This window comes from Halorussus sp. AFM4, from assembly GCF_051194995.1.
Classification (GTDB): domain Archaea; phylum Halobacteriota; class Halobacteria; order Halobacteriales; family Haladaptataceae; genus Halorussus.
This window is the reverse complement of record NZ_JBNTJT010000005.1, coordinates 14,834-29,066: the sequence shown is the minus strand read 5'-3', so window position 1 is coordinate 29,066 and position 14,233 is coordinate 14,834. Positions and strand designations below refer to the sequence as shown.

Sequence of the window (14,233 nt, the reverse complement as noted above, 5' to 3'; positions counted from 1 at the left end):
TCATGCGACCACCTCCTGTTCCTGGGTGGTTGCCATCCCACAGTCACGGACGACGTCCAGTATCGTGGCGACGTCATCAAGCGTGGCAGTCGGGTTCAACAGCGTGAACTTCAGACTCGTCACACCCGAAACCTCCGTTCTGGCGACGATGGCGCGACCATCCTGAAGCAACTGCTCCCGAATCGCGGCGTTCAACCGACTCACCGCGCGGTCGCTCATATCGGTGCGTGGCCGATAGCGGAAGACGACCGCGTTCAGCGTCGGCTCGTGTACCAACTCGAAGTCGTCGGCGTCTCCGATGAGCGATGCCGCACCATCAGCCAGTGCGAGGGTGCTCTCGACGAGCTCTGCGACTCCTTCACGGCCGAGCGCACGGAAGGCGACGTAGGGTTTCAGCGCATCGAATCGGCGTGTCGTCTGCACGGATTTCGCGACGAGGTTCGGAACCCCCGCCTCGTCGTGTGCCTCCGGGTTGAGATAGGCCGAGTTGCGCGCCATCCATTCGAAGTCCGCACCCTCGCGGAGCAGGAAGGCGCCGCAACTGATGGGCTGGTAGAACAGTTTGTGGAAATCCACGGCGATGGAGTCAGCCCGCGCGATGCCGGCTAGCAGGCTATCGTAGTCGTCGGAAAGTGCGAGTGCACCGCCGTATGCGGCGTCGACGTGGAACCAGAGGTCGTGTTCGGCAGCCCGGTCGGCAAGTGCATCGAGGGGGTCGATGCTGCCGAAATCGGTGGTTCCCGCGGTTCCGACGAGTGCGAAGGGCTCCGCGCCGTTGGTTTCGACCCCGGCCAGCACCGCGTCGAGTGCGTCCGGGTCCATCCGGCGTTTCTCGTCGGTAGGGGCCGTGACGACGGCATCTTCGCCGAGTCCGAGGTGATGTGCTGCCTGTTCACCCGTAAAATGGGCTTCCTCGGAACAGAGGATGCGAAGTGACTCGGCCTCGAGCGGAAGCCCACTCGCTTGCACGTCGCGGCCGAACTGCTGACTGCAGTATTTGTCGCGGGCGAGCAGGAGGGCCTGGAAGTTCGACTGCGTTCCACCGCTCGTGAAGACGCCATCTGCGGCGTCCGGAAGGTCGAACAGTTCGCAGAGTGCGCTGATGACCTCCTGTTCGAGGACGGTCGCGGCGGGTGCCTGGTCGAAGGAATCGAGCGACTGGTTCGTCGCGGTGAGCATCGCTTCGGCCGCGAGTCCCGGAATCATCGGCGGACACTGGAGATGTGCCGCACACCGCGCGTTCGAGGTCCCAACCGAGTGGGGAAGCACCTTCGTTGCCACCTCGTCGATGGCAGTGTCGAGGTCTGTCCCTGTTTCAGGGATAATGGGCTCCTCGAATTGCTCGGCCAGTGCGTCGGGTGATTTCCCCGAATACGGCTCATCGGTGTCTGCGAAGTGTCCGATGACGGCTTCGGTTGCCCGTTGCATGGCCTCGCGGTAGGCGGCGTTCCCCGTCTCAGAACCGAGGAACAGTTTGTCTGCGCTCATGGAGCCACCTCCACCGGGTCTTCCTCGGCGTTCGCCACGGCCGCGACCGCTTCCTCGAAGATGGTGGCGATATCGTCGACCTGTGTCTTCGATACGATCAGTGGTGGGAGGAACCGGGCAGTCGCGCTTTCGCGGCCGCCGAGTTCGATGATGAGCCCCCGGTCGAAGCACTCGGCCTGCACCGCCTCTGCAAAGTTACTGTCCGGGGCGTGGGGACCTGCACCTTGCCAGTCGACATCGGGGTCGACGAACTCGACACCCAGCATCAGACCACGGCCGCGGACGTCCCCGACTGCGCTGAAACGGTCGGCCATGGTTTCGAGGTGGTCGCGGAGGCGTCCACCGACGTCGGCAGCGTGGTCGTCGAGGTCGTGTTCGAGCACGTAGTCGATGGTCGCTTCGCCGGCCGCCATCGCGAGCTGGTTGCCACGGAAGGTCCCTGCGTGAGCGCCAGGCTCCCAGACGTCGAGCTCCTTGTCGTACACCACGACGGCGAGTGGGAGGCCACCGCCAATCGCCTTCGAGAGCGTGAGGACGTCAGGTGTGATTCCCGCGTGCTCGAACGCATAGGTCTCCCCCGTCCGACCGAGCGCCGCCTGAATCTCATCCAGTATCAAAGGAATGTCGCGCTCGCGCGTGATGCGACGCATCTCCTGGAGCCAGCGGTCCGGCGCAGGAATCGCACCACCTTCTCCCTGCACGGGTTCGAGAATCATCCCAGCTGGATCGGTAATACCGCCTTCTTCGTCGTCGAGGAGGTTCTCCACGTAGTTGCTCCCGATTCGCTGACCGTCCTCGCCACCGACGCCGAACGGACACCGGTAGTCATACGGGAATGGAAGATGGTGGACGTCGTTCATCAGCCCCGAAATGGGCTCTTTGGCATCGGTGTCACCCATCAACGAGAGGGCGCCGCTCGTCATTCCGTGATACGCGCCCTGGAATCCCAGGATGCTCCGGTTGCCAGTCGCAGTTTTGACGAGTTTCAGCGCTGCCTCGACGGCATCGGTTCCAGCCGGGCTACAGAACTGTATTTTCGCTCGCTCACTGAATTCGTCAGGGAGGCTTTCGAATAGCGAGTCGATGAACCGCTCTTTCGCAGGCGTGGAGAGATCGAGCGTATGGAGCGGTCGCCCGGTATCGAGTGCCTGCTCCATTGCCTCGATCACGCGCGGGTGATTGTGCCCCAGTGCAAGCGTCCCTGCCCCTGCGAGACAATCGTAGTATTCGTTCCCGTCCATGTCCGTGACGGTGACTCCCTTCGCCTCGCGGATGGCCAACGGAAGATGTCGCGGATACGTTCGCGCATTCGACTCCCGACTGGCCTGCTGGGAGAGGATGGCGCCGTTCCCCTGGTCGAGATAGCTCATCGTACGCCACCTCCACGACAGCTCAGAACCGTCGTATGGAGTGCCCGTACTCGCGTCCTTGGTTGCTGCATGCGTAATTTAGGTCCACCTAAACCACCATAAAGCCCACGGATTTTAGGTCGACCTAAAACAACTCGTCGCCGGTCTCCCAACGGAAGTGGGTCGGAGCAGAAATACCCCACTCAAGGGGAGAAGAGTGGACGCTTTGGCTATTTATTAGGCCAGCCTAAAAGAATATTGGAAACCGCTACCGGCGGGAGGAGCCGTACAAGGTGGCATCGAAGATCACCGAGCAGGGTGACATGATCTACCATTTCCCGGCTGGCTGCTTGGCGAAAATCCCGTGACAGGCGGCGAATAACGCTTAGAAGGGCAGTTCGGTCTCCTTCTCGCAGACGACCTCCGTTCGCTCCTTGGGAACGAGATTCGACTGTCCGGTCGCGACCACCTTCTTACACCGCCATGCGGAATAAGGAAAGCACTCCGAATCTGTCCCTAGCTTCCGGACGAGGGCTTCCTGCTGCATTCGCGCCATCTATGCAGCAGGACTGCTAAGAACTCCTCGTTTCCAGTTAGAACGCTCTTGACCGATGTAGAGGATAAGTTCAGTACATAAGTCACGTTTGATTCACGCTGAAACCAGTGAACCACCCGCTAAGTGGAGTGGCGCAGCTATCTCTCGTGTTCGCTATTGGTCGTTCAGTCGTCGGTCCGGGATTTTGGTTATGTCTCTGGTGTTTTGGTCGGATTCCACTCGCCGTAATGAACAAGTTTGTCTCCATCGATACGTTCACGCCAGCCCTGTTGCTGAAGCACCGGTTCATCAGGGAATCCGTTCTCAGGATAGCCGACACAGAGGTAAGCGACAGGTTGGACATGGTGTGGGATATTCAGCACTTCACGGAGTTCGTGGGGATAGAGAAAAGATACCCACCCCACACCGACGCCTTCGGCACGAGCAGCCAGCCAGAGATTCTGGATAGCTAGACACGTCGAATAGACATCCATCTCCTGCATAGTGTTGCGCCCAAGGACATGCGGTGCATCACGGGTGGGGTCACAAGTGATACAGATATTCACTGGAGCGTCGGTAATCCCCTCCAGTTTCAATTGGCCGAAATCCGACTTCCGAGGCTCCTGATACCCTTCGCGTGCAGCGGCGATTGCCCGCTCAGCGATTGATGCGATCTCTGATTTGGTTTCGTCATCTTTGACAACCACGAAGTCCCACGGCTGAGAGAATCCCACACTAGGAGCGTGGTGTGCGGCGTCCAGAATCCGCGCTATCACCTCCTCAGAGACGGGTTCAGCACGGAACTGTCTAATATCTCGGCGTGTATAGATGGATTTATAGACGGCTTCCCGTTCGTCCGCCTCAAACTCAACCATACTTGTTCTAAGTAACACTAAATTGTATATCGTTTTTGGTATCGGGTGTCACGATAGTTGTATCCTCTGTACTTAGCGATCCCCTGCCAGCAGTTTCAGCGGTAATGACGTGACCGATTCACGCCCTCTATTCAGCACGGTCTCTGAAACATGTTACTTCTTAAGGGTTTCGGCGAGGCCGCATTTGTTGTCTTCCAGCACGCCGAGAAGAGCTCTTATGTCAAAGTTGAGTACTCAGTCATCGTCCGGTATCAGCACGGCCACTGGGTCAAGCGCGCAGACCGGGGAGAACATCAGGACCCGCGTTCTCTCGGCAGTCGAGTCAACTACGGAGACCGAGTGTAGTGTAGCAGATCGAACGCTTCGAGCGCTGTACGAGGAGCATCCCTGGGTCACGCTCGAGGATGTGCTCGAACTAAAGGTCTTAGTCACGGTTTCCGACGACCCGCCTGTCGAGGAGTGTGTCGATCGGACTCTCGCGCTGGCCGACGAAATCCTCGACCTCTAACGGCCGTCCGGCCGGTATCCAGCGGCCCGGTTCGTTTGTGTCTCCCCGTCGGGAGTGAGGGAGTATTGATGACTTCAAGCGAAAATCCAGAATATAGCCCGTCTGCTGGCGGACAGATCGAAGTTCTCGCAGAGGACCGGTGCCCGCTCTGCGGTGGCGAGCTCTCGCAAACGAGTGGGTACGCAGCCGACCACCGAATCGAAGATGTCTATATCTGTACCGACTGCAGTCTGGGCGAACTCAGCCAAATCGAGTTGACGAGTGACCAAATTGCCGAGTCTGTAGAAAAGCAACTCGCTCTTGCAAGAGTAGCCCTCGATAAGGGACTGCTGTTGTCTCGAATTGGCGGGTTCATCACGGCGGGTGCTCCGGACGGCCACTACGAGATCAGGCGGGCCGGCGAACACACGTACATCATCGACCTCGTCGATCCAGAAGCCGAGTACACCGACCGGCTCGTCACAGGGCTCCGAAATGCAGCCGAGTTCATCCAGGCGAAACACGAAGGGCAGTCGGTCGTGGTCACCGACTCGCGATGGGGGAGTATCGACAAAGTGAGCCGGCCGAGTACGGGGAGTTTTCGTCAGGAAAAGTCGGTACCAATGACTGACGGGGGTGTACCTGTGGCTGTGTCGCCGCAGAGCGATCTCGGTCAGGCGCCTTCCATTCAGCAGCCGCGGAGCCCTGAAAAGGACGTCGCCCCTCGGACGAAGCGAGCGCTCGAGGAAGACATGGACGTCTCACTGTACGAGAAGGGTGGAACGTACGAGGTGCACTCCGAGTCCGGGAACACCTATCGGGTCGATATCGTCGCAACGTCCTGTCCGTGTCCGGACTGGCAGCAGCGGGAGCCCGAGGGTGGGTGTAAGCATCTGCGCCGGGTCGACCACGAGGTGACGAATGGATTGGTTCCGCGTCCAGACGGCCAACTCCCCTGACAGCGTGAGTACCCCATTTGGGTGATCTGTTGTATTGCGAATTTTGAGGGTACTGAACTCTATAGCAGAAACGTTCGAGATGGCCGATTCCCTGGGAAACGAAAGTGTTTCAGGGAGATTCTTTAGAGTCTCTCTGCTCCTGAACTGCCGCCGTATTATCACGAGAGATAATTAGGGGATTGATACCATTGATTTTTTATATGTATGGGTGATTGATTCTCCCGAATGAACGTTCATACCGCTATAATCCGCAATACAACTACATATACTACGCTCAAATAAATATGGTGACGAAGTACCCTGACGGTGATGCCAGTGACCGCTCGGAGATGAAGTGCCCCTCCTGTTTCACAACTGGGCTTGAAGAAAAAGAGAAGATCACGAAGTTCTACGATTCGACTGAAGAGCAAATCATCTACGGGAGTAAGTGCCCGAACGACGGCTGCGACATCGACCAGGTGCCACCCGAAGAAGCTCGAGCCCAGCTGGATACCGGATTTAGCCTGTCAACCGAGACATTCGCTTCCATTTTCCGTGAATTGAGCTTCCGGACACTCGCCGCCTTCTTCGGACTGTTTCTCTTGGCCGGCGTTTTCATGCTTGCGACCGCAGGAATCCCAATCGACCTCGGCAACAGCGGTGCCGCCAGTGCGTCCGAAGGCCCCTATAGCAATCTCTCGAGTGCTGACAGTCCACAGAACGCTTCCTTCGAGGTGTATCAAGAGACAGATAACTGGACGATCTACACCTACTCGAACAGTTACATTGTCGCCGGACAAATCAACGGGACAGTCACATACTTAGAACCTCAGGGAGAGACAAATACAGAACCGTACTACTTCAGCAACATCACCGCAGCCAGAAACGCAATTCTCGCTTGGGGATCGAAACACCAAGAGCAGCCCAACCAGTACCCCTCCCCCACCCAACCAAATAACACCGCCGACCAAACGACCCCTTGGCAGATTTTCGAACACAACAGTTCCTATGTCGTTGCTGGAGAACTCAACGGCTCAATCGTCTATCTCCATCCGAACCGAACTCATCTCGAAACCCCGTTCGTGTACGGGAACTACAGTGATGCTCGTAATGCGATATTAGAGTGGGAAAGTAACCAGCTCAATGATAGCGATCTTCCGAACGTCGACCAAGCAAACGAAACCGAAGTAGCGTCTGACTTGAATGAGTGGGACCCAGACGGCGGTAACTGGACCCCAGACGACTGGGGCGAAAAACACGAGACGCTTGACGATACGAACACCTCGAGCGTCAAACAGACGCACACAATTCAAGGAGCAGTCTACGACTCCGATGAGAACCCAGTCTCGGGTGCAACGGTCTACTTGCACAGCACGCCACGGAGTACGACGACGAATCAGGACGGCAAATATTCCTTCGAGAACGTGGCCGTCGGATCGCACACGATTTACTTCGAGCCACCAGAAGGCACTGACCTTGCGGTCTCCGATGAAGTGCAATTCCAGATGTATAGTAACGGCTCGATCTCGGTCAAGAATGGGTCGGACTACGCGATGTTCTTCGAGAACTCGGACGGGACCGTCGCGAAGAACCACCTCCAGTTGCTGACCTATGAGAACCAGCAAATCCATATCGAGGGGCAGGGGTCGAATATCGCCTCGACCGTCACGTTCCAACAGCCACAGAACGCGAAATCGATACAAGTCCGGTTACAGGGGCTTCACGCTGATAGTAAGAAGACGAGCTACTTCAGCGGGTCCTCTATCGATGAGCTACTATCTATCGACGGGAATCAGCAGCCCACAAACCAGACACTCCAAATAGCGGCTCAAATCCAATCAGCGACGTTCACCGAGAGCGGAACGTTCACTGGAACCGACCCAACTCTCTCGATTAAGGGGAACAAGAAGCCCTCGGACGTCTCGCTAAAACTTGAAGGGTCATATTCCGAGTCCTCGCACCGGCAATCATTCAACTCGCTGCATAGCTATGCCGGGGATCGCGTCTACAAGTCCACCTACCTCGGCGGAAATCTCCCACCGACCGATGCACAACTCCGAGTCACGGCAAACAAATGGTATGAACCGAGAGAAGGCAGCTACCACAAGAGCATCCTCTGTAAGCGGGTGTGGAACGACCACATTGAAGACTGGACGTGGCGGAGTAAATCGAAGAGCGGCAGTAAAGACCTTGTCACGGCCCAGTCCGACGGAGTGTACAAGATCAAGGTAAAGTATCGGTTCGAAGCGTACCAAGGTTACTGTGGTCGGCGAGATTTCGCAGGGGATCTCTCTGCCAACATTAAGGCGAATGGAACTGGATTCGGGAGTGCGTATCTCAGTGCCAGCTGGACTACCGGCGAGGGAGAAGAAAAGAAAGACTCTGTTACGAAAACAGTCGTTCTCGAGGAAGGTCAGTCAGTCAAGCTCGACTATGATATGACCGGCGGTGCGGTGGTCGATGTTGAAGCGACAGCGACGAAACTAGCATCTGACCCAGAAACGGCAACCTACGAGATCAACGGTGAGTCGTTCCAAATCGCTGGGTTAGACCGCGGCGAGACGAAGACAATCCCCGTCAGCAACCTGCAGACCGGGCATAATTCGATTCGGATTCGTGCTGGGCAGGGTGACGTGAATCTCGATACCAGGCTCACATGGACTGAACGTGTCGGAACCGAAAACCCCCGGGTCATGGTAGACGGGATGTCGCTCTGTAACAAGGACGGCATCCTGACAGGCGAGATGACGTGTGACATCCCGTCATCTGCAGTCACTCCCGGCCAGTACACGTTCAATATCGCGACCAATAGAGGATCAGTCAACTACACGCTCACCTACGACGCAAGAGCAGTCCCGACAGATGCGACCATCAACGTCGGCGATCACCGGTATAAGTACCCCACTGACTTCGGTATAGATGGACCCTTGCCGGTCGAGGTTGGGAAGGCTCCGCAGAAGAATATCAGCTCACTCTCGCTGGGAGAAACCGGTATCGAGGTCCAGGCTGGGAAGGTTGATGGTATCCAGACAGCCCTTAATGCGTCTCTTACTTACAAGGGAGAGTCGCGCCGGACAAAGCAACCGACGGTTATCGTCGAGAATGCAGACGGAGAGGTGAACTCTAAAGCGGTCCCTTCGGCAGAATTGACGAACGGGAAACTCTATGGCAACGCCACGTTGCACCTCCCAGCGGAGTGGTTCAGCGAGGGGAAGAACACGATCCGGGTAAAGACCGCTGACGCATCCCAGATTTACGCGGTCGTGGAAGGCTCTGGATTGACCTACCAGTACAACCAGTTTAAGACGTCAACGGAGGGAAGCGGCGATGGCTGACGCGTCTCAGGTTAATGCGGAGAATACGGTTGGCGGATGGGTTTCGCCAGAAGCGTTGGCAACCGAGTACTCCGCCGAGCATCTTGAAGACCTGTACGACCAGCAGTTCGAGGATTGGTGGCAGATGAGTAATTCTGCAGGGGATCAATCAGAACTATCTCAGATTGGACTTGAGGGTTTGGACCTCATTCGGGATGCGGTATTCGTAAATCCGGAGGCGTCGTTCTGGTAGCGGGTGTCCGCCTTCTGCTTTCTTTTGATTATCAAGTTCTATAATTGGTAAGGTATTTCCAGAAACTTTATGTTAGGGCGCTATCCAGATTAAATTGGCACAGGCATAGACCCACATTGAATCCGAAAACTGACACAATGGAAACACGGAATTCAACCATACGGCCCTATCACAAGGTCTTCCTCGAACTCAACACCACGGTCAACGCCTCAGCACTCTTCCGCGAATCCATCGACAACCGGATACAACAACTGGGGTACGACCCTCAGGCTCTCGAGCGCTCGATCGAAGCAATCCAGAACTGCGATCGGAGTCTCCAAGCCGTCCTCGAGGACGTGACCAGTATCGAAGAGTTCCACGAACAAGCAGACCATCTTGAACCCACCACGCATGAATGATATCGACTACATGAACCACCAACGAATCGAAACGGCTGCTCGCGTCCTAGCAATCGCGACTATCGTAGCAATCCTGTTCTCAGCTCCAACTCTCGCGCAAGGTACATCGGATAATCCCGTCTGCCAGACAAACTTCCTATCCGGCATCGCGAACACCGTCATCAAGCTCTGCATTTACGGTGCAGGCGCAGGCATGTTCGTAACCTACATCGGGACGAACGCCCTGGAAGGCTTCCCGTTCGTGAGCCAGGAACAAGAACAGAAACTGAAGAAAGTCCGGGGCCGAGCAATCCGATCGGGCTTCAAGGCGTTCATCGCCGGCCCGGTTCTCGTGGTCCTCATCAACGGTGCTGGCCTGCCGTGGGCGAGCTGCATCAACCTCGTGCCCTTCTAAGCAAGATCCACCATGAACCGTCTTCTCCTGTCTAGCGTCGGGCTCCTAATCCTCACCGCGACCGTCGGAGCCACCATTACAGATACCCAGACAGGAGACGAAACCCCACTTCCTGCGAACGAGACGAAGAAACTCTGGTCACTTGACGACGACAACTACGTCAACGAGTCAGCGTACCGAGCGCAGACCGGCCAAAACCAGACGGATATCGGTGCCTACCTCAACGTCACTGACTGGGTGTGGAGTCGGCCACCAGTGACCGCAGCGATCTGGAACCGGAACGACTTCGCCAGCTTCGCGGATTCGTTCTCACCATCCCCGACGGAATCAGTCTATCCGGAGAACGCAGTCCTCGTCGAGGGAGACCGTGGCTGGATCGAAGACGCGCACGCGACCATCTACAGGGCGCAGCCGACAACTCGCGTCCATCTCAACCAGTCCACGACTCGCCATTACATCCGCCCGGAAGGGCGGCTGTTCGGGCTAGTCGACTACCGGCTGAACCTTCCCGCCGAAGACGACAATGGTGCAGACGGAAAGAAGGTTCTCTGGGAACTCTCGGACCACGGTATCACAAAAACGTGCGTCTTGCAGGGGCGGACTGTCGGGCCGGATGCGTCGTCAACGTGCGGGCGGTCCGGGGCGCGAATCGGCACTGGAAGCGGCTCGCACACGGCGAATATCTCGTACGACGTTCGCGGGACTGGCTCGTTCACGACGTCGCTGACGTTCGCAGCCGTCATCGAGTACTCGGTGGTGAAGACGGTCAAGACGCGGCACAGTGGGACGTACGAAGAGTGCCGGACCGTTCACGTCGACGGTGAATCGAGGTTCGATTGCGACCAGGAGACACGGACTTGGTGGGAAACGGCCGAGAAGGTCATCACCGACCGAGTGGTCGTCAGCGACACCCTCGACCCCGTCACGGTCTATGATCTCAAGGCTGCCGTCCAAACCGCGAAAACAGCTGAGGGGACGACGTCGTTCATTATCCAGACCCAGCAACTCTGGGCCGGCGCAACGATCGATAACCGAGCTCAGATTTCGACTCAATGGCGGTTCTACACCGCCCGAGACCCCGACTGGGACTCGTTCATCGTCGAGTCCAACAGTGACCCAGAGCGGAAAGAGTCGTCGCTGCGGCCTGCTCGTGTCTTTGCGTTCCCGTCGTCGCGAGGGATGTCGACGAATACAACGGGGAACACACCGCATTCAGCGTCGATTCTGAAGCGGCTCGAGGGTCAGAACCGGACGAGTCCGAACGGGACGCTCGCGAACTCGCTTGACCTGCCGGTCGCCGCGGACACGTACAATGATTCGCGGAGCGTCGCAATCGAGTACCAAAACGAGAGTGGCGAAGTCGAAGCGGACGGGATTGTGCGTGGCGTGACCAGCGGCGGGATGGAGATCGGCGGGACGGCTGAGATTCGGCAGACGAATTTGACGTTGGACGTGGTCGCGTCCAACTCGTCGCATGTGACTGTTCGAGCAGTACTACAAGAGAAGAACACGAGTGATTCTATCGACCTGCGTTCGCGGAGTGGGTATCTGTTCATCGAGGGTCACAAGGTGAACACGAACGCGAGTGGTATCGTTCTCGTTACGCTCGAGAAGAAAACGACGATCCAAGCGAAATTCAGGCCAGGAGAGTGGTGGGAAGCGCAGCCAGGCTATACCGAGTCTCAAGCACGAGCGGTGACGAACTCGGACTTCCTCACCGTGGACACCCAGGCGGAGTTCTGGGTGCGAGTGTTCGTGTACTCGCTACCGATTATCGTCCCGTTCTACTTCCTCGACCAGCTTCCTGGTGTGAGTGCTTGGCCGCCTTGGAAACCATGGAAGTAGGCATGTGTGAGTGTTTGTCGGCCCCCGCTGGTGTGAAGGCCGGTGAATTAGCAACACTAAAGCAACAGAAATAAAATAATACCAAACATAAAATAACTGGAATTAACAATAATCTTGGTCGGCGGAAGTACCTGCACGCAATTACCGGCGCGAGCAGTCTCCTGCTCGCAGGCTGTTCGTCGTCTAACACGACTCCGACGACGGGCCAAGAGCCGGACAAGTCGGAGACAAAGACGACGACGGCCACAGAAACGAATCCAATTAAAGAGGTATTCGTCGAAGACGCCAAACTGAAGGTTGAACTCGCGTCGGAGAACGATGCCGAGAAGCTCAACGTCATTGATCCAAATGGAACGCAGTTCAAATCCAAGTCACTTGCAGCGGGAGTGACATCGGTCTCGTTTAATCTAGTCCAGGGATACGTACCAGGGGAGCAGAAAGTCATCGCAGCTTCCGGTGGCGAAGCACTCCAGACAGAAACCATCTCTATTAAACCCAAGTTGGAGATTGTCAAACTCTACGCCGCAAAGAACAATCCTGGTCTTGACTGGGACAAGGACTCAAGCAATTGGAAGCACAATGCTAGCGTCAAAGTTGAGAACACAGGAAGTGGGCCTGTTACCATCACGAACTTGCTCTTCCTGAACACTCCCAATCCGACACCGGCCAATGATGAGAACCTTCGAGACCACGAACAAGTCACGCTTAGTCCCGGCGCAAAGACAACTCTCTACGCGGACCGGGAACCATTCATCGGCGTTGTTGAGGGTCACATCAAGTGCGGTTCAGAAGCCAAAGGGAAGGTGACCCTTACGACCACCGTGGGAGATGACTTGACGGAAACCTTCTCGTGGAGTTCCAGTGGCGATTATGAATATATCCACGTTGAGGGTTGTAGCATCTCGATTGAGAGGGAATAACGATGGGATGGTGGGATGGCCTTGAGGACGCGCTTTTTGGTATATTCGCTACGATAAGCGACGTCATCTCAGATTTCCTTGAAGACAAGTTCATTAACCCATTCCTTGACCTTCTCCTCTATACGCCTAAGCCCATGCGGTGTGCGTCTGCTGATGCTGCGCAGTATCCGAATTGCGAGCAGACTCCTGCGATCTTCTCGAAACCTCATAATGGGATGTGGACAGACATCTATAACGCAGCATGGGGGGACATGATGATCGTCTCAGTCGTTATATTGGCCATCCTCTACCTCGCTTCGAATCTTCTCTCGTCGCTTCCCATCGGGTCATATGAGGCCCAACAATCACGAAACAACATCGTTACCACGTTATTGCTCCTTCCCAGTGGCTGGATCGGTGGAGCAATTCTTCTTCATGTGATGGATGGAATAGCTCGCTCAATAGCTGGTTCTGCGAATTTGACAGGGATATTCAGCGGGCTTATAGGTGCAATCGGCGCAGGAGTTGCGACACCCGGTCTGAATGTTCTTTCAACTCTCATGGGAGCTATTGACTTAATCGTCCTCCTGATTGCCATGCTCCTCTATCTCGGCCGCGTCATGCTGCTGGTTGGTGTAATGTACGGGATGCCGCTGCTCATTACCTTCCGATTTACCGGTATTCCTGTGCTCACGGGTATCGCAGATACGATTCTCAAAATGTTCATTAAAATGTCGTTTCTGCCGATACTCACTGCCGTCGGAATCAAACTCACCGCTATCATGTTCAACGGCGGAGACCTCACCCTGACTGGCGGCCCGTCCTTCGGTGGGTTGTTACGGATTATCCTTGTGATCCTGCTTCCCATCGCGTCGATCGCCGGGTTCTATCTGGTGATGCAGTCGTCGCTCGGTCGAGGTGCGGCGTTAGCAACGTATGCGACCAAGCAGAAGTTAGGAAGTAAATCTGCAGCCAGTCTCGGTGAAGGAGTCGGTGACACCGATACGTCGCTTGGAGACTACGCTGCTTCTGGAGAAGACCGAATCAGTGACCTCACTCGCTCAGCACCTTCCGCCGTTCAGCAGGGCTACGGGGCTACAAAGCACCGGGCCCAGACTGGCTCGTGGTCGGCCGAACCTACGAATGCGGATCAGCCGAGCGTATCCTTCAGTCCGTGGGAAGACTACGAGTATCTCGCAGAGCAAGGCCAAGACCCCCGATTCGATGGCCCGAACGATCCTGATACGTTCGAATTGAGAAATAGCGGATCAGGACCACCGATTCGATGGACCGATAATCCAGCCCGGGGCTCCGTGTTAGAACAGGCATCACAGGCCGCCCGCAGGGCTGGTTACTCGTCTTTGGAGTCGAAGGCTCGACTCTCCAAGGGTGACCAGTCTCAGAGTGGGCGTGCAGCTCGCAGAAAGGCACTCAGAGAAAAATACGGGAAGTAACAAC

General features: G+C 56.4%; 13 protein-coding genes. 9 read left to right on the top strand and 4 right to left on the bottom strand.

Annotated features, from left to right (window positions below):
- The 4 genes from ACQUQF_RS20350 to bluB form a co-directional block, all read right to left on the bottom strand.
- On the bottom strand, positions 1–1,488 hold the full coding sequence (locus ACQUQF_RS20350; RefSeq protein ID WP_435180972.1) for a pyridoxal phosphate-dependent decarboxylase family protein: 1,488 nt from the start codon (positions 1,486–1,488) through the stop codon (positions 1–3).
- Positions 1,485–2,858, bottom strand: coding sequence for a diaminobutyrate--2-oxoglutarate transaminase (locus ACQUQF_RS20345; RefSeq protein ID WP_435180971.1), 1,374 nt, complete (start codon positions 2,856–2,858; stop codon positions 1,485–1,487). The genes ACQUQF_RS20350 and ACQUQF_RS20345 overlap by 4 nt, the downstream gene beginning before the upstream one ends.
- 364 nt (positions 2,859–3,222) lie before the next feature.
- Positions 3,223–3,384 (bottom strand): hypothetical protein, encoded by a 162-nt coding sequence (locus ACQUQF_RS20340; RefSeq protein WP_435180970.1) that lies wholly within the window; start codon positions 3,382–3,384, stop codon positions 3,223–3,225.
- Positions 3,385–3,581: 197 nt separating this feature from the next.
- Positions 3,582–4,247, bottom strand: a complete 666-nt coding sequence (bluB, locus tag ACQUQF_RS20335; RefSeq protein WP_435180969.1) for a 5,6-dimethylbenzimidazole synthase — start codon at positions 4,245–4,247, stop codon at positions 3,582–3,584.
- Positions 4,248–4,464: 217 nt separating this feature from the next.
- Here bluB and ACQUQF_RS20330 point away from each other — a divergent pair, with 217 nt between their 5' ends.
- From ACQUQF_RS20330 to ACQUQF_RS20290, 9 genes are all read left to right on the top strand, one after another.
- Positions 4,465–4,755 (top strand): hypothetical protein, encoded by a 291-nt coding sequence (locus ACQUQF_RS20330; RefSeq protein WP_435180968.1) that lies wholly within the window; start codon positions 4,465–4,467, stop codon positions 4,753–4,755.
- Between the two features lie 68 nt (positions 4,756–4,823).
- A complete protein-coding gene (locus ACQUQF_RS20325) occupies positions 4,824–5,693 on the top strand; it encodes a hypothetical protein (RefSeq protein ID WP_435180967.1) in 870 nt (289 codons plus the stop codon).
- Positions 5,694–5,977: 284 nt separating this feature from the next.
- A complete protein-coding gene (locus tag ACQUQF_RS20320; RefSeq protein ID WP_435180966.1) occupies positions 5,978–9,007 on the top strand; it encodes a carboxypeptidase-like regulatory domain-containing protein in 3,030 nt (1,009 codons plus the stop codon).
- Positions 9,000–9,239 (top strand): hypothetical protein, encoded by a 240-nt coding sequence (locus tag ACQUQF_RS20315; RefSeq protein ID WP_435180965.1) that lies wholly within the window; start codon positions 9,000–9,002, stop codon positions 9,237–9,239. Before ACQUQF_RS20320 ends, ACQUQF_RS20315 begins: the two co-directional genes overlap by 8 nt.
- A 137-nt stretch (positions 9,240–9,376) precedes the next feature.
- Entirely contained in the window at positions 9,377–9,637 is a 261-nt protein-coding gene (locus tag ACQUQF_RS20310) for a hypothetical protein (RefSeq protein WP_435180964.1), read from the top strand.
- On the top strand, positions 9,630–10,031 hold the full coding sequence (locus ACQUQF_RS20305) for a hypothetical protein (RefSeq protein WP_435180963.1): 402 nt from the start codon (positions 9,630–9,632) through the stop codon (positions 10,029–10,031). The genes ACQUQF_RS20310 and ACQUQF_RS20305 overlap by 8 nt, the downstream gene beginning before the upstream one ends.
- 12 nt (positions 10,032–10,043) lie before the next feature.
- Positions 10,044–11,876 (top strand): hypothetical protein, encoded by a 1,833-nt coding sequence (locus ACQUQF_RS20300; RefSeq protein WP_435180962.1) that lies wholly within the window; start codon positions 10,044–10,046, stop codon positions 11,874–11,876.
- Positions 11,877–12,262: 386 nt separating this feature from the next.
- A complete protein-coding gene (locus ACQUQF_RS20295) occupies positions 12,263–12,796 on the top strand; it encodes a hypothetical protein (protein ID WP_435180961.1) in 534 nt (177 codons plus the stop codon).
- Between the two features lie 2 nt (positions 12,797–12,798).
- Entirely contained in the window at positions 12,799–14,229 is a 1,431-nt protein-coding gene (locus ACQUQF_RS20290) for a hypothetical protein (protein WP_435180960.1), read from the top strand.
- Positions 14,230–14,233 lie beyond the last annotated feature (4 nt).